The sequence below is a fragment of the Salinimonas iocasae genome (assembly GCF_006228385.1).
In the GTDB taxonomy this organism is placed as follows: Bacteria; Pseudomonadota; Gammaproteobacteria; order Enterobacterales; family Alteromonadaceae; genus Alteromonas; species Alteromonas iocasae.
The window spans coordinates 3,687,256-3,701,492 of the sequence record NZ_CP039852.1 but is presented as its reverse complement, the minus strand read 5'-3'; the positions used below and the strand labels follow the sequence as shown (position 1 = coordinate 3,701,492).

The 14,237-nt window shown below is 49.1% G+C and carries 16 protein-coding genes; 5 read left to right on the top strand and 11 right to left on the bottom strand.

Annotated features, from left to right (window positions below; all coding sequences use genetic code 11):
• Nucleotides 1–95 precede the first annotated feature (95 nt).
• Together FBQ74_RS16635 and mdoH are read left to right on the top strand one after the other, a co-directional pair.
• Nucleotides 96–1,658, top strand: a complete 1,563-nt coding sequence (locus FBQ74_RS16635; RefSeq protein ID WP_232371941.1) for a glucan biosynthesis protein — start codon at nt 96–98, stop codon at nt 1,656–1,658.
• On the top strand, nt 1,639–3,579 hold the full coding sequence (mdoH, locus tag FBQ74_RS16630; protein ID WP_139757731.1) for a glucans biosynthesis glucosyltransferase MdoH: 1,941 nt from the start codon (nt 1,639–1,641) through the stop codon (nt 3,577–3,579). The genes FBQ74_RS16635 and mdoH overlap by 20 nt, the downstream gene beginning before the upstream one ends.
• 37 nt (nt 3,580–3,616) lie before the next feature.
• Here mdoH and FBQ74_RS16625 read toward each other — a convergent pair whose 3' ends face one another.
• The 3 genes from FBQ74_RS16625 to nudE are packed head-to-tail and all read right to left on the bottom strand — an operon-like array spanning nt 3,617 to nt 5,589.
• Complete coding sequence (locus FBQ74_RS16625) at nt 3,617–4,189, bottom strand: YceI family protein (protein ID WP_139757730.1); 573 nt, start codon at nt 4,187–4,189, stop codon at nt 3,617–3,619.
• Between the two features lie 4 nt (nt 4,190–4,193).
• A complete protein-coding gene (gene cysQ / locus FBQ74_RS16620; protein WP_139757729.1) occupies nt 4,194–5,021 on the bottom strand; it encodes a 3'(2'),5'-bisphosphate nucleotidase CysQ in 828 nt (275 codons plus the stop codon).
• Nucleotides 5,022–5,025: 4 nt separating this feature from the next.
• Complete coding sequence (nudE, locus tag FBQ74_RS16615; protein ID WP_139757728.1) at nt 5,026–5,589, bottom strand: ADP compounds hydrolase NudE; 564 nt, start codon at nt 5,587–5,589, stop codon at nt 5,026–5,028.
• 68 nt (nt 5,590–5,657) lie between these two features.
• Here nudE and yrfG point away from each other — a divergent pair, with 68 nt between their 5' ends.
• The 3 genes from yrfG (at nt 5,658) to FBQ74_RS16600 (ending at nt 8,478) form a co-directional block, all read left to right on the top strand.
• Nucleotides 5,658–6,362, top strand: a complete 705-nt coding sequence (gene yrfG, locus FBQ74_RS16610; protein ID WP_139757727.1) for a GMP/IMP nucleotidase — start codon at nt 5,658–5,660, stop codon at nt 6,360–6,362.
• On the top strand, nt 6,359–6,904 hold the full coding sequence (gene yjjX, locus FBQ74_RS16605) for an inosine/xanthosine triphosphatase (protein ID WP_139757726.1): 546 nt from the start codon (nt 6,359–6,361) through the stop codon (nt 6,902–6,904). The genes yrfG and yjjX overlap by 4 nt, the downstream gene beginning before the upstream one ends.
• A gap of 194 nt (nt 6,905–7,098) precedes the next feature.
• Nucleotides 7,099–8,478 (top strand): NAD-dependent succinate-semialdehyde dehydrogenase, encoded by a 1,380-nt coding sequence (locus FBQ74_RS16600; RefSeq protein WP_139757725.1) that lies wholly within the window; start codon nt 7,099–7,101, stop codon nt 8,476–8,478.
• A gap of 206 nt (nt 8,479–8,684) precedes the next feature.
• Here FBQ74_RS16600 and FBQ74_RS16595 read toward each other — a convergent pair whose 3' ends face one another.
• The 8 genes from FBQ74_RS16595 to gspG are packed head-to-tail and all read right to left on the bottom strand — an operon-like array spanning nt 8,685 to nt 14,235.
• Entirely contained in the window at nt 8,685–9,440 is a 756-nt protein-coding gene (locus FBQ74_RS16595; RefSeq protein ID WP_139757724.1) for a type II secretion system protein N, read from the bottom strand.
• A complete protein-coding gene (gene gspM / locus FBQ74_RS16590) occupies nt 9,437–9,916 on the bottom strand; it encodes a type II secretion system protein GspM (RefSeq protein ID WP_139757723.1) in 480 nt (159 codons plus the stop codon). Before gspM ends, FBQ74_RS16595 begins: the two co-directional genes overlap by 4 nt.
• Nucleotides 9,913–11,112, bottom strand: a complete 1,200-nt coding sequence (gspL, locus tag FBQ74_RS16585; RefSeq protein ID WP_139757722.1) for a type II secretion system protein GspL — start codon at nt 11,110–11,112, stop codon at nt 9,913–9,915. Before gspL ends, gspM begins: the two co-directional genes overlap by 4 nt.
• Entirely contained in the window at nt 11,112–12,098 is a 987-nt protein-coding gene (gene gspK / locus FBQ74_RS16580; protein WP_139757721.1) for a type II secretion system minor pseudopilin GspK, read from the bottom strand. The genes gspL and gspK overlap by 1 nt, the downstream gene beginning before the upstream one ends.
• Nucleotides 12,095–12,727, bottom strand: a complete 633-nt coding sequence (gene gspJ / locus FBQ74_RS16575) for a type II secretion system minor pseudopilin GspJ (RefSeq protein WP_139757720.1) — start codon at nt 12,725–12,727, stop codon at nt 12,095–12,097. Before gspJ ends, gspK begins: the two co-directional genes overlap by 4 nt.
• Nucleotides 12,720–13,148 carry a type II secretion system minor pseudopilin GspI gene (gene gspI, locus FBQ74_RS16570; protein ID WP_139757719.1) on the bottom strand — a complete coding sequence of 143 codons (429 nt, stop codon included), beginning with the start codon at nt 13,146–13,148 and terminating at the stop codon, nt 12,720–12,722. The genes gspJ and gspI overlap by 8 nt, the downstream gene beginning before the upstream one ends.
• Nucleotides 13,145–13,786 carry a type II secretion system minor pseudopilin GspH gene (gene gspH, locus FBQ74_RS16565; protein ID WP_139757718.1) on the bottom strand — a complete coding sequence of 214 codons (642 nt, stop codon included), beginning with the start codon at nt 13,784–13,786 and terminating at the stop codon, nt 13,145–13,147. Before gspH ends, gspI begins: the two co-directional genes overlap by 4 nt.
• Nucleotides 13,786–14,235: a type II secretion system major pseudopilin GspG gene (gene gspG, locus FBQ74_RS16560; protein ID WP_139757717.1), complete on the bottom strand. Its 450-nt coding sequence runs from the start codon at nt 14,233–14,235 to the stop codon at nt 13,786–13,788. Before gspG ends, gspH begins: the two co-directional genes overlap by 1 nt.
• Nucleotides 14,236–14,237 lie beyond the last annotated feature (2 nt).

Here is a 14,237-nt window from a genome sequence, read left to right as displayed (position 1 = left end):
TGATTTTTCGGAGATTCATCATGCTGCTACGTCGCTTGTCCCCTTTCTTCTGTGTTGTAGGGGGTGTTTATTCGACTCCAGCTTCCCTGAAACGTTTGAGTAAAAGCGTTATAAAAGTTTCTGCATCCGTGTATTCAGGCCTGCTCTTGTGCAGCACACCGGCGCTGGCGCAGAAAGTTGATGAAACAAATTTACCTCAGAATAAGCCTATCCTGGAATCGGTTATAGCAGAAGCCAGAGAGTCAGCAAAAAGTGACTTTCAGGCCAATGACCATGGTCTGGACGAAAAGCTCAAGAATATGGATTATCAGGCCTACAAGGCTATCCACTTCAAACCCAAAGAAGCGTTGTGGAAAAACAAGAGCCCCTACGAGGTGCAGTTTTTTCATCCGGGTTTTTTATACGATGAGCCGGTCTCAGTTACTGTAGTAGAACGCGATAACAGTACGTCCGCACTGCCCTTTGACGCCAATATGTTCCGTTATGAGAAAAAGGCCAAAAAGGTCAAAGGGTTGACCAATAAAAAAAGTGGCTTCGCCGGCTTTCGCATTCATTACCCTCTGAATGATAGTGAATATAAAGACGAGTTTGCCGTTTTTCAGGGCGCATCTTATTTCCGGCTGATAGGTAAAAACCAGGTGTACGGGATCTCCGCCCGGGGGCTGGCAATTGATACTGCCTTGCCTGAAGGGGAAGAGTTTCCCCGCTTTACCAAATTCTGGCTGATAAAGCCTGGTGATGATAAGTCCATTACGATTTACGCCCGACTGGAAAGCCAGTCAGTAGCAGGCGCCTTTGCCTTCACGCTTTATCCGGGTGAGTCGACTAAAGCCGATGTTCAGGCGTGGCTTTTTGCCCGCGCTGATATTAACAAGCTGGGTGTCGCCCCCTTTACCAGCATGTTTTTATATGGCGAAAATACCGAAAAGCGGCACGATGATTATCGTCCGGAAGTACATGACAGCGATGGCGTGCTGATGATTACTGAAAAGGGAGAGCAAATCTGGCGACCTCTGACTAACCCGTCCAGACTGCAAATTACAGCGTTAAGTGACACCGCACCGCAGGCCTTTGGCATGTTACAGCGCGATGGTAGTTTTAATAGCTATTTGGATGCAGAAGCCAATTATCATGCTCGCCCCGGCCTGTGGGTAGTCCCGAAAGAGGGCTTTGGCAAAGGTAAACTTGAGGTTGTAGAAATCCCTACGGACGCTGAGATACACGACAACATTGTTGCCTACTGGGTACCAGAGCAATCGATGGAAGAAGGGCAAAGTCGCTATTTTTCTTACCGGGTTCGTACTGTAGATCAGGAGCCCAAGCTATACGACAAAGCGGTCGTCGTCAGAACGCGTCAGGGGGTAAGTCATCTGCCAGGTTTTGAGTCGTCTGATGAGCAGACCGTCAGACGATTTGTCGTTGATTTCACGTTGCCCAGTGGTTTTAGTCTGGACACTGATGAAATTGACCTGATACTGGATGTAAATCGCGGTTCAGTGAAGCAGGCCCGAATTTTTAAAGTAAACGGCAACAGTGAAATGCGGGCGACATTTCTTCTTATGCCGGACTCGCAGAAGCCTGTCGATATGCGGTTGTTCCTGAATCATCAGGATAAGCAAATCAGCGAGGTATGGAATTATGTCTACCAGCCACAGTAAGGCGGCAGACAGGAAAAATCCAAATAAGCTGTTTACCCGGGCCCGACGCTTCCGATTAATTATCATGCTGTTGCTGGTATTACCCACCGCAGCACTGGCCACTTACAGCTTGTTTGAGATATTCCGACCAAACCAATTGACGGCGCTGGAAGCCGGCCAGTTGATTCTTGCAGTAACATTGTTTGTCTGGTTGTCCATGGCGTTCTGGACAGCCATTATTGGCTTTGTTCTGAAGCTGTTACACATTGACCCGTTAAGTCTGCGCAGAGAACTTAAGCCTGCCGCAACCGCCGACCTGCTGACCAAGCGTCACGCCATCATCATGCCCGTGTACAATGAAGACACCCGCCGAATCATGGTGGGCTTTGAAGCATGTGTCAGGGAAATACTGGCAACGCCGGATGCTGATAAATTCGATTTTTATATGCTATCCGATACCCGGGACTCTGACCTTTCCAAAGCAGAGCGCGATGGATGGCAAGCGCTTACCGAACGGCTTCATGAAGCCAAAAATAGGTTGTTTTACCGGCGCAGGGAAAAGAATACCGGTCGAAAAGTGGGTAATGTAACCGACTTTTGCGAGCGCTGGGGCGCGCAGTATGAGGGCATGATTGTTCTGGATGCTGACAGTGTTATGTCAGGTTCTCGCATGCGTGATTTAGCCCGACGCCTTGAATTAAATGACGATGTTGCGCTGATTCAGACCATTCCTATGCCGGTGCGCCAGCATTCGTTCTTCGGTCGGTTTGTGCAGTTCGCCGCACATTTATATAGCCCAATGCTCGCCACCGGTTTGTCTTTCTGGCAAACCGATAGTGCTAACTACTGGGGGCACAATGCTATTATTCGTGTTGAACCTTTTATGGTGCATTGCGGATTACCACAGGTGCCCGGGCGCGCTCCCTTTGGTGGTGACATTCTCAGTCATGACTTTGTAGAAGCGGCGCTGCTGCGCCGCGCCGGCTGGCAATGCTATCTGATTACCGACACCGATGGCAGTTATGAAGAAGTACCAGCGAATATGATTGACTATGCTATCCGGGACCGGCGCTGGGTGCAGGGCAATATTCAGCATCTAGGACTGCTGGGTATCAGGGGGCTAAAAACCACCAACCGGATGCATTTTCTGTTTGGCGCGTTTGCTTATATATCATCAATTATCCTGTTTGCAGTACTGATGCTGGGCACCGCTGACGCCATTATCAGGGCGACTACACTGCCAGACTTTTTTGCCTCCCGGTATCAGTTATTTCCCGACTGGCCTATCGCAAAAGAAAAGATGATGTTGTGGACACTGTGGGGCACTATAGCACTGCTGTTTTTGCCTAAAATTCTGGGAATTTTGCTGGCGATGATACAGCGTCGAAAAGACTTTGGTGGCGTATTTGCGCTATTCAAGGGCGGTACAGTTGAATTATTTATGGCTGTACTGATCGCACCGATAATGATGTTTTATCATAGTTACTTTGTGCTAAGCGTACTGATCGGGCATAAGGTCAGGTGGGATGCACAGGCCCGAGAGGGGCGCATGGTGCCGTGGAAAGATGCGTTTGTTTATACGCGTTGGATGACGCTGCTTGCCACGGTATGGGGCGCTGTTACAGCCTGGTATACACCGACCCTGTTTTTGTGGTTATTACCGGTATTGACCGGAATGTTCATTGGCGCAGCGGTAATTCGTCTCACCAGTAGTGAAAGATTCGGACTGACATGCCGCCGACTGGGCATCTTTGTTATTGCCGAAGAGCATCATGAAAACAGCAGTCTGGTGAGAGTGCGAAAAGATATGAAATCGTTTTCTCTTTCAGGAAATGATGCACCTGTCCCCGCTTTGCCAACTGAGCGTCATCAGGCAATGCCAGTACAGGATTTTAAAAAGAAGCCATTGCCGAAGCGAAGTGCATTGCCTGTAGCAAGATAATCGCTACAGGCACGAGGAAGGGCAGAGTGATCGACGACTACTGCTTGTCAAAAACGACAGAAAAGGTCACCGGTACTGTCATTGAAATACTATCAAGTCCGGCAATAGCCTGAAGGGTTTTGACACCGTCTGCCAGACCAAAATCTCCGGCGCTAAGCAGAGTAGGTGCGACAGTAGTAACGCGGAAGGTAGCATCATCTAAACGCGAAACCGCAACATTGAACGTTGTCGCAACATTCTGGTCGTGTAAATCAATGGCTCCTTCAACAGTATAGATGCCTGATTCGCCAGCTGCCATACCAAGAATATCCTGGCTAAGCGAAGCTGAAAATACCGCTTTTGGGTACTGACTGGTTTCAAACAGCTTTTCCTTCATGCGGGTATCGCGAATTTCGATACTCGTATTCACCGAAGACAATGGGATGGTGACAGTGAGCTCACCGCTGTCGCTGATGGTGCCGGAAAGCGATTCAAATGTATGCAGCTCAGTAATCTGTGCATTTTTAGTCGACAGAAAATGCATGGTCGATTCAGTTTCATCCAGTTGCCATGCGGCAGTGGCAGGCATTGAAAGCAGCAGCCCAAGACTGGTCAGAATAGTTTTACGCATAGTGTTACTCCTTTTCATACTGAACAATTTCCTGCCACGGGACGCGCTGGTCGCCCATTACCACAAAGTCAGGATTTTCCAGCGTTTTTCGCTGATTATAGGTGAGAGGTTCAAAGTTAGCCGCCAGAATACGTCCGCCAGCTTCCTCTACAATGCATTGTGATGCACCGGTATCCCACTCGCCGGTAATGCCGATTCGCATGAATACGTCAGCTTTGCCTTCGGCAATAAAACAGGATTTTAATGAACAACTACCCAATGGTAGGGTTTGGTAAACCCGTTTAGCAGTCATACGGGACATGATTTTGTCACGGGACTGGCGACGACTAATCGCGATCATCACCACGCTGTTGTGGGGATCATCGAGTTTACGTACCTGAATCCGGCGGTGCTCACCCGGTGCCTCTTTAAAAGCCCCCTCACCTTTGCTTGCATAGTAGAGGGATTGCCCGGGCGGCCAGAAAATAACGCCGATAGTGGGGGCATTGTTTTCAATCAGCGCTATATTGATCGCAAAATCGCCACTGCGAGCAATGAATTCCTGGGTTCCGTCAATTGGGTCAATTAGCCAGTAACGTGGCCATGTCTCACGCTCGGCCAGGCTCGCGTGTTTATTTTCCTCAGACAAAATGGGGATGTCGGGCGTAGCGGCCTGCAGACGTTTATTAATAATGTCATTGGCAAGATAATCGGCACTGGTAACCGGAGAGTCATCGTCTTTCTGGTAGGCATTGAACTCACCTGTGTCGTAGATAGAGAGCACCTCTCTACCTGCTTCGACTGCAACCTCTTTAGCTAGTTCCAGTAGTTTCTTTCTGTCATCTTCAGGCATAGTGTTACCGCTCCTTTAACCACTGTTGCGCTAAAAACAAAGCGGCAATACACCGCGCTTCAATAAAATCGTCCCGGGTGAGCAGTGATGCGGCATGACTCATTTTCCACTTCACTACTTCCAACGGCTCAGGTTCATCCCCTTCGAGCTGCTGCGGATAAAGATCTCTGGCCACCACAATACGCATTTCAGAATTGAAAAAATTAGGTGCCATGTTCACCTTGTGAATTTCCTGCAAGTCTTTGGCCGCATAACCTGCTTCTTCCTGAAGTTCACGATTAGCGGCCTGGACTGCGTCTTCGCCTGGGTCGATAAGGCCTTTGGGGAACCCCAGCTGGTAAGAATGATTACCGGCTGCATATTCGCGCACCAGAATCATAGTGTCGTCGTCTAACATGGGAACAATCATTACGGCGCCATGGGAGGTGCCGGCCATCCGCTCAAACTGCCGGGTTGCGCCATTGGAAAACTCTAGATCGAGACGCTCTACTTTAAATAAGCGGCTTCTGGCCACTATTTCCCGGTGGTGAATCTGCGGTAATACTTTGGCTGGATCTACTTTACTCATGTTTATCGTGGCTATTCTTCGCTATTATGTGATTAGTCTAAAGCTTATCGCAATAGAAGGAAACGCGCTTGCCGAACCTGCCCTGGCACGAAATTGATACTGTCCTGCTTGATATGGACGGTACTCTGCTTGACCTGCACTACGATAACCATTTCTGGCTTATTCATCTGCCCCGTACGGTTGCACAGGCGACCGGGCAACCTTTGTCAGAGTGTAAAGCTCAGATGATGAATCATTATGAACGGGTCAGTGGTCAAATCCAGTGGTACTGTCTTGATTACTGGGCCGAACAACTCAATCTCGACATCATGGCCGCTAAGCGCGAAATCGCTCATCTTATCGCCCTTCGTCCGGATACAATTGCGTTTCTTGATGCGCTGAAACGTTCTGGTCGTGACGTTGTGCTGGTCACTAATTCACATCCGGAAGGACTGGCGCTTAAGGTAGAGCGTACAAACCTTGATGCCCACATAGATACGCTGATTTCCACACATGAGTTCGGTGTGACCAAAGAATCTCAGTCGTTGTGGCGACAATTACATTCCAGATTGGCATTTAATCCCGCGCGTACGCTTTTTGTCGACGACAGTTTGCCGATATTGCAGGCTGCAAAACAATTCGGTATTGCTCATCTGCTTGCTGTTGCTAACCCTGATAGTAAGCAGCCTGCCACTGTGATTGATGCATTCCCGGCGGTGACCGATTACACAAAGCTTCTGGATGCTATCCTGGCCGCACCGGTCAGTAGCGACAACCGGAGTAATCCAACATGATTTATTGTGTAGTGGGATCGGAAAACCCGGTTAAGCTTCACGCCGCCAGACATGCACTGGAGCAATCGTTAAATGAGTCGGTGACGACAAGCGCCCGTTCGGTACCCAGTGGTGTGGCTGACCAGCCAATGACTGAAGCTGAAACCCGGCAGGGTGCGATAAACCGTGTGAAAGCCTGTATAGATATGGCCAGCGAGCATGAAAGAGAAACCAGCTGGTTTATTGCTATTGAGGGGGGTGTTGATGACTTTGCCGATGGGCCTGCGACGTTTGCCTATGTTGCCATTTATCATAATGGCTTTTGGGCAATCAATCGTAGCGCCAATATGCCACTACCCGGCGTCATTTACGAAGCATTACAGGCCGGTCGCGAGCTGGGCGATGTGATGGATGATGTATTTGATACCAGCAATATAAAGCAAAAAGGTGGTGCAATAAGTTTGCTAACCAACAATTTGGCTACCCGCCAGTCAGTTTACGAAATGGCGCTTATTCTCGGATTAGCAAAATTTAATCATCCTGAGCTGTATGGCGGTATTTGAGTCTTAATAAAAAAAGGCTATGAAATTCTGCCTCACCAGCGTGCAATTTGTGCTTTAACGAGATGTAACAAATTGATAGTTACCCACCATTTCACTGCAGATAACGTCATGATCCATCAGCGAATATACTAAAACCAGGTAGTTGGCGCTGATGTTGCACCTGCTGGAACACATGTTCAAATCAGGAGGCAATAATGTCGAACACTGTGGAAACAATTAATCCGGCAACGGAGCAAACTCTTAAAAGCTATACACTTCTTAGTACAGATGACGCTAAAAAGGCTGTAGATGCCTCACATGAAGCCTTTACCAGCTGGCGTAAAACATCGCTGGCAGAGCGCAGCAAGCTATTCAATGCACTGGCAGATAAGATTGACGAGCGCGCAGACGAAATCGTTGAATTAATGATTGAGGAAATGGGCAAAGTTAAAGCTCAGGGCTATCAGGAAGTTGAGCTGTGCGCAGGGATTTGTCGTTACACTGCTGAAAATGCAGAAAGTCAGTTAGCAGACGAAAAACGTGAATATGAGGGTGGAAACGCCATCATTTCCTACCAGCCAATTGGTGTAATTCTGGGCATCCAGCCCTGGAACTTCCCGCTTTATCAGGTGATTCGCTATAGCGTTCCTAATATTATGGCCGGTAATACAACCGTTCTTAAACATGCCGATAATGTTTTTGGCATGGCAGAGATGATTCAGGACCTTTATGAACAGGCCGGTTTTCCGAAGAATGTCTACCAGTCATTGCTTATCAGTGGAGAGACCGCCAGCGAATTGATTCAGCATGACAAAGTGCGCGGCGTAACCTTTACTGGCTCAGATAAAGTCGGTAAGAAAGTTGGCGAAAATGCCGGTAGCCAGTCGAAGAAAAGTGTTCTGGAGCTTGGCAGTAACGATGCATTTATTGTACTTGAAGATGCTGATATTGAAACAGCGGTGGAAGCGTGTGTTCAGGGCCGTGTTATCAACAATGGCGAAACCTGCGTTTCTGCTAAACGATTCATTATTACCGATAAAATCTACGATAAATTTCGTGATGCCTATGTGCAGCAGTTCAAAAACCTGAAAGTCGGTGACCCACGTGCAGAAGATACCGACGTAGGCCCAATGGCCCGTAAGGACCTGCGAGACAAACTGAATGATCAGGTTCAGGAGTCTATCAAAAAAGGGGCAACCTGCACGCTGGGTGGCGACATGAATAGCGACACCGGCTACTATTATCCGTTAACGATTCTTGAAGATGTGAAGCCAGGTATGCCGGCTTATGATGATGAGCTATTCGGTCCGGTTGCGTCTTTTATTCGCGCCAAAGATGATGGCGATGCTATGCGAATTGCCAATGACTCTCGATACGGACTGGGCGGTGGTATATTTTCATCAGACCAGGAGCGCGCTATCGAACTTGCCCGCACTGAATTTGATACCGGCATGGTCAACATCAACGGCTACTCACTCGCTCAGCCTAACCTGCCATTTGGTGGCGTTAAAGAAAGTGGTTATGGTCGAGAGCACGGTGGGTTTGGCATAAAGGAGTTCGTCAACATCAAAACTATCTTTATCGCCGACCAGTAAAAGGTATGAAGTAATAAAAAGCGCGCTACCTCATCGGTAGCGCGCTTTTTTGTGCTGATTAGTGCTGCAGAATGGCGGCGTTGCTATCACCAATTCCGGATATATTAGTCAGTAATCTACCGGCAAAACACCCAAAACTTCACCTGTTAAGCCGCCAGAAGTGCCGCTGTAGCATTTACTTTTAGTTAAGGCTACACACGGGAGAACTACAGTTTAAATTGTGTATAACCATTACTGTTTGGCTGACCAAAAAATCTGGCGGCCTGATGCACTTCTTTGGGCAAATCAGCGTCTGGCTTGAAGCGCCCCTGTACGGAAATATCGTTAAACTGCGCATCAGCTTGTGCCTGCATGGATAAACCCAGCTTATTGGGCTCTTCAACATTAACGATAAACTTGCCGTCGGTACAGGTCAATGCGGCATCGTAACTGCCAAAGTCGATGGGTCCCTGGGTGCCGGCTACCGCCGCGTTTAGCCAGCTGCCCTGACCATTTAATTCATTACACTGGCCATCGTAATCAAGCGTCTGAATGGTTAGTTTGAAGCGTCCGGATGCGTTTACCGGTAACGGCAGGGAGACCTGAGCTAATACACGATCTACCGGTACGTAAGCCGAAAAATTGCTGACGCTTATACGATCGGTTGAGAATAATCCTGTGGTAAGTGGCCCGGAAAAGGATATTGCATCAGCGGAGCGGATATTGCCGCCTTTAAGGGAAACATGTAGATCGCCAATCAGCAACCATAACGGGTGAACATCCCATCGAACATTGTTTACAGGAAGGCCATCAACGATGACCTGTTCAGCCTTGCCCTCCCATACTGTGCCTGACACACCATACAGTGACACATTCTCTGGTAGCGACACTCGGGTAGTAACCTGGCTGGCCGGAATATAGGCTATAAGGAAAAACAGGAAAACCAGTATTCCACCGATTATCCATCCAATTTTTGCTTTCATGATGCTCCTAGCTGTAAGCGACGTATTTTTATCAGGCCGGGTTCATCTGTTTCACTAATATCGACCTGAAGAATTGAGATACCGCGCTCTTCAAGTTGGTTAAGCCAGGCTAACACAGCGTTAAACGGCGCCTGCTCAACCCAGACCTGTATTTCGTCGTTGATCGGTTGCATACGCGATACCGGAATATCAAAACGTGCTGCTGACTGACTCACTGCCTGGGCAAGGGAACCGGAAAACTGCGTGGCTCCACCACCGGAGCGACGAAGCTGACGGGCTTTAGCAGCATTTTGTTTAATCCAGACAAGTAGTTCCTGCTGGCTGTCCTTTTTAGCCTGTGCCTGGGCGATTCCCTGATTGAGCGGATTCCAGACAGCGAAGTAGAAAATGCAGATGACCAGAAATACACCGCATAGTAAAACCAGCTTTTGTTCCCTGTCGGATAAGCCCTTAAACTTTTCAGTGATAATATTCACGATTCACTCCTGATGGTCACATTGCCAATCACTGCGTTATCCCGATTATTAATGGCACCCTGTTCAACGGTAAATCCAGCCTGTTCTGCTTGCCTGCGAAAGGTTTCCAGTGCTTCGAAATTACCCGCCAGTGCCTGCATGCGAATTTCGGTTCGATTGGCATCAAAACGCAGTGTTTGTGGACGCACGCTGGAGCCATTGAATGCCGGCTGAAGCTGTTCAAGCATTACCAGCATTGATGCGCCACCGCCACCTTGTTGCAGTCGGGCCAGTTCACTGCGAATTTTTCGTCTGACATCCCGGTAAGTACCCATATTAGGAAATGCCTGCTCGACTAATTCGTCAATTTGCGTATCCAGGGCAGCAGTGTCCTGCTCCAGCTGATACAGCATTGCTCCCTTATCGACCAGAGCAGTGACCAGAACCGCTACAGCAAGCACTGCAACCACCGCCCACTGCCTGAGCGCCCCCGAGCGCTGCCGTTTAACTTTAAACTCACCCTGAAGCAGGTTCATGTCAGATTGCGTCGCTTCTATAGCAAGCACCTGCATAGGTAATTCTAACTGGGCCTGTTGAGCGTGGACATTAGGCAGGTTTTCCAGTGACATATCGCTGTAGGTAGTTAGCTGTACCGGGGTTTCCTGTTGCTTGGCCATGTGGCTAAAGGCTGGCAGAATCCAGGTGCCTTCACCCTGCATACCTTTCCAGCGATCTTCGCGCAATATCAGCTGTTCTCCAATAGCGACCAGCGTCCAGCCATTTTCATTGTGCGGCACTGCCAATACATCGGGTAACATGTGATGGCACTGTATGCCTGCTTCACTGAGCCACTGCAGCCATTCTTTCAGCAAACTACGACTGACAACAGCAACAGCCTGCTCATCGCCAACTTTAGGCCCCAGAGCGAAGAACTGCTCATTGATATCTGAAGCCAGCTCGTCCTCAAGCATATAGGGAATCGCACTGATTATCTTTCTGCCGGCCCGAGGCGGTAACGTCACCCAGGTCAGCAAAATTTCACTACCGGGTGCCAGCGCGATGGCAGTATGATGCCCCGTGCGCTCTGTCAGTGTGTCCAGTGCGCCTGCCGAATCCAGTTCGCCCGACGACATAACCTCTTTGCTGTTTGTATCCAGAACCAGCCATTGAACCGGATCTTCATACCGGGCGCCCAGGCGCACTACCAAATGTTCCATTAGTCTACTCCTAAAAACTCACGTCGCAGGACTTTTGCCGGCGCAGCCTCAGAGGCCTGAAGTACGGATGTCATCGAAAATGATGCTTCATTGTAGCGAGCTTTTGTATGCAAAAGAAAATGTTCTGTGGTGACTTTAAACCAGCCTCTTTGGGTTTCTGTCAGATCGAGCGCTGATATTGCCGGATCTTGCAGAAAGTCCTCGGCAGATTCCCATCCATCGGCTGGCCGCGAACCAATTATATTTTGCGCCTGTGCCATGGATAAACCAGTCACACCTGCCAGGAGAGCAGCCTTGCTTTCATCCACTGTATTAACGTTAATGCTAAGCTCAGTGACATCAGGGACGACACAAACCAGCGGTAGAAGTTTTCTGATCCAACCGGGCTTCATACCGTTGACCAGGCGAATCTCAGACTGCGCTGTCATAGGGCCGTTAGCTGCCAGGTAGGGAGACGGTCTGGATTCATATTCGCTGTCTTCGGCGCCGTAGGGACGCATCTGGCTATCTTCATCAATCCAGTCTGCCAGACTGTCCCTGAGCGTATCAGCATCATAACTTGTCATGTCCTGAATCTCAGCCATTAACAGCATGCGGTGAAATGCATCCATAGCATCGCTGTTTTGCGACTGACGATCGTTTGGGGCCGATCCGAGCATCGCATTTAAGTTAAAACAGCTGGACATATCTTCTAGCCGGGCTTCTATCGTACCGCCGTCAACCGGGTAGGCAAATTCCTGCGCCCACGGCTGATTGAGCGTTATTTTATCGGACGTTTCTTCCATCAGTTTTTTCAGCGACTGACGCGCAAATGCTTCAGCGCCCATGGCATACCAATAAGCCTGATTGTTCTCTTTCAGATTAGCGGTACGCTGAATTTGCAGCTGCAGTCGGGTACCCATCTGGGTCGCGATGATTGTGACCAGTGCCACTATCATCATTACAATTAACAGGGCGACTCCCTGTTGTTGCTTCAGGCGTTTCATGACCCATTTCCCGATAGCGCGAACTCGCGGCGCAGTATGCCAAAGTCACGGGTTTCAATTTCAAACGCTACAGCCCGGGGAAGTTTGGCGCCGGTGAAGCTTTCATTCCAGTTGAGACTATTATCGCCAAACCCCGAATCATCTTCAGCCTGCACATAAAACTCAATGTTCAGGTCAATGACATTATCTAACAACACCCTCACTTTCGGCTCATAGCCAATGACATTGTCAACGTAATTGGAATAGACCCGTTCAAGCTTCTCATCATTGAGGCGGTAAGCTACAAACTGCTGCGTGCTTCTTGGCAGCATCAACTGTGGATTCTGCCAGCCTCCCCGGACAAATCCGACACCATCAGCGTCGCTGTCTTCGGTCATGCCACCTTTCATAACGATCTCGGTGCGTTCACCGTCAAACCGCACGCGCCTGGGAATTGCCTGCAACATATCACGTTCAATAATAAGCATTGCGCGCTGCAGCGACTGCAATTTCTGAAACCGCTCCTGTGAGATTTCGTCACTGTCGATAACCGAGGTAAGAATACCGGTAGATGCCAGACCGATTAGCGAAAATATCGACATAGCGACCAGAATCTCAATCAGCGTAAAGCCGCGCGATATCCTAGCCATTATCAGCACCGCTATTAGCGCCGCGTTGCGCCGGCTTGGTCACAAAGGTTTTTACACTGGTCACTGAAGAGGAATACAGTTCATCCAGTCCTACAGTAATTTCAACCTGACGCAATGTATCATCATTGGTTTTCTCAACCTTCTGTTGCCAGTACCAGGTGCGCTCCGCCATCTCCATCGAGCCTTTCTGGTCATTTTTGGGTGGCCACGTGTCATCAAGCTTTAACTGATTTAGCCGGTTTGATGCCACCCAGGTCGCAAACGTAATGTCCTCTATCTGAGATATACTGTTAAGGTGTGATGAGGCAGCTTTCATGACAGCAGTGCCTGCCAGGGCGAACACGAATAAGGCAATCATTACCTCCAGCAGTGTCATACCGCGGCTCGATGCCATTGATTTGAACGATACCGCTGGCTTCATTGCGGCACCTGCTCCAGCGGACCGTCCAGTTCCAGCGGCGGTAAATCTTCATTTTTAAGCTGGTAGTAGACAGGCAAATCGCTGCCAAACCCAGGCTCATAGTGAAAGGTCAGTAGGAAGGGGGTGATGTCACCGCTGGGCATAATCAGCACCTGCGGGGGAGGCAGACGCTTGTCTTCTTCATTACCAATGTCGGTTTGGGCATCGCCCAGCGCAAAATCTTCGTCAAAGATTTCCCGGTCGGCCATTAAAGAATCCTGTTCCCAGGGTAAATCGTCCAGATTCAAAGTGAAGTAAAAGGGTTCAGGAAGCTGACGCTCGGCGTAAATGTCGTTTTCTTCAAGGCGTTGCCATTCATTTTCTTCGTTCAGAAAGACAAAGTAATAAACACCCTCGTCAGGTTCAAAGCGGATCCCCATCTGCTTCTGATTCATTACCGCATAATCAGAAGCCATATCGGTAACAACCTGTATGCGGCGAACCTGCTCTTCCAGCTCATCGGCAGGCTCTGTGCCTACCGCATTAAATACGACATAGCTTGCAGCCAGTCCCATTAGTAGCAACACGATCATTACTTCCAGCAGGGTGAACCCGCGCACCCTAACCGGGTGCTGATATTGTGCTGCTGCTGCCATCATCAGCCGGCAGAGTTGCCCAGATACTCGTGCATGTTCCAGTTACCAATATCATCATCGGTACCAGGCTGACCATCCGGACCATTTGAGTAGATATCGATGGTGCCCATCTCACCAGGGCTCATCAACTCATAGGAATTACCCCACGGGTCGTTTTGAAGACGTTTAAGAAAACCTTCTGGCGGATAATTACGAGGAATCGGCTCAATCGTGGGGGCAGTTACCAATGCATCAAGCCCTTGCTCGGTGGTGGGATAACGGCTGTTTTTCAGCTTGTACATTTGTAATGCGTTTTCCAGCTGACGAATGTCAATGGCTGCTTTTTGCAAACGTGCATTGTCGGATTCGCCCAGAATCTGAGGCGCTACAAACGCAGCCATAATTCCAATAATAAACAGTACAACCATGACCTCAATAAGCGTGAAGCCTGAAGAACGAGACATGTATTTCATTA

Bases quoted from the DNA above. Each gene is read 5' to 3' on its own strand.
- mdoH (WP_139757731.1), top strand. From the start codon at position 1,639: ATGTCTACCAGCCACAGTAAGGCGGCAGACAGGAAAAATCCAAATAAG.
- FBQ74_RS16625 (WP_139757730.1), bottom strand. From the start codon at position 4,189: ATGCGTAAAACTATTCTGACCAGTCTTGGGCTGCTGCTTTCAATGCCT.
- cysQ (WP_139757729.1), bottom strand. From the start codon at position 5,021: ATGCCTGAAGATGACAGAAAGAAACTACTGGAACTAGCTAAAGAGGTT.
- nudE (WP_139757728.1), bottom strand. From the start codon at position 5,589: ATGAGTAAAGTAGATCCAGCCAAAGTATTACCGCAGATTCACCACCGG.
- yjjX (WP_139757726.1), top strand. From the start codon at position 6,359: ATGATTTATTGTGTAGTGGGATCGGAAAACCCGGTTAAGCTTCACGCC.
- FBQ74_RS16600 (WP_139757725.1), top strand. From the start codon at position 7,099: ATGTCGAACACTGTGGAAACAATTAATCCGGCAACGGAGCAAACTCTT.
- FBQ74_RS16595 (WP_139757724.1), bottom strand. From the start codon at position 9,440: ATGAAAGCAAAAATTGGATGGATAATCGGTGGAATACTGGTTTTCCTG.
- gspL (WP_139757722.1), bottom strand. From the start codon at position 11,112: ATGGAACATTTGGTAGTGCGCCTGGGCGCCCGGTATGAAGATCCGGTT.
- gspK (WP_139757721.1), bottom strand. From the start codon at position 12,098: ATGAAACGCCTGAAGCAACAACAGGGAGTCGCCCTGTTAATTGTAATG.
- gspJ (WP_139757720.1), bottom strand. From the start codon at position 12,727: ATGGCTAGGATATCGCGCGGCTTTACGCTGATTGAGATTCTGGTCGCT.
- gspI (WP_139757719.1), bottom strand. From the start codon at position 13,148: ATGAAGCCAGCGGTATCGTTCAAATCAATGGCATCGAGCCGCGGTATG.
- gspH (WP_139757718.1), bottom strand. From the start codon at position 13,786: ATGATGGCAGCAGCAGCACAATATCAGCACCCGGTTAGGGTGCGCGGG.
- gspG (WP_139757717.1), bottom strand. From the start codon at position 14,235: ATGAAATACATGTCTCGTTCTTCAGGCTTCACGCTTATTGAGGTCATG.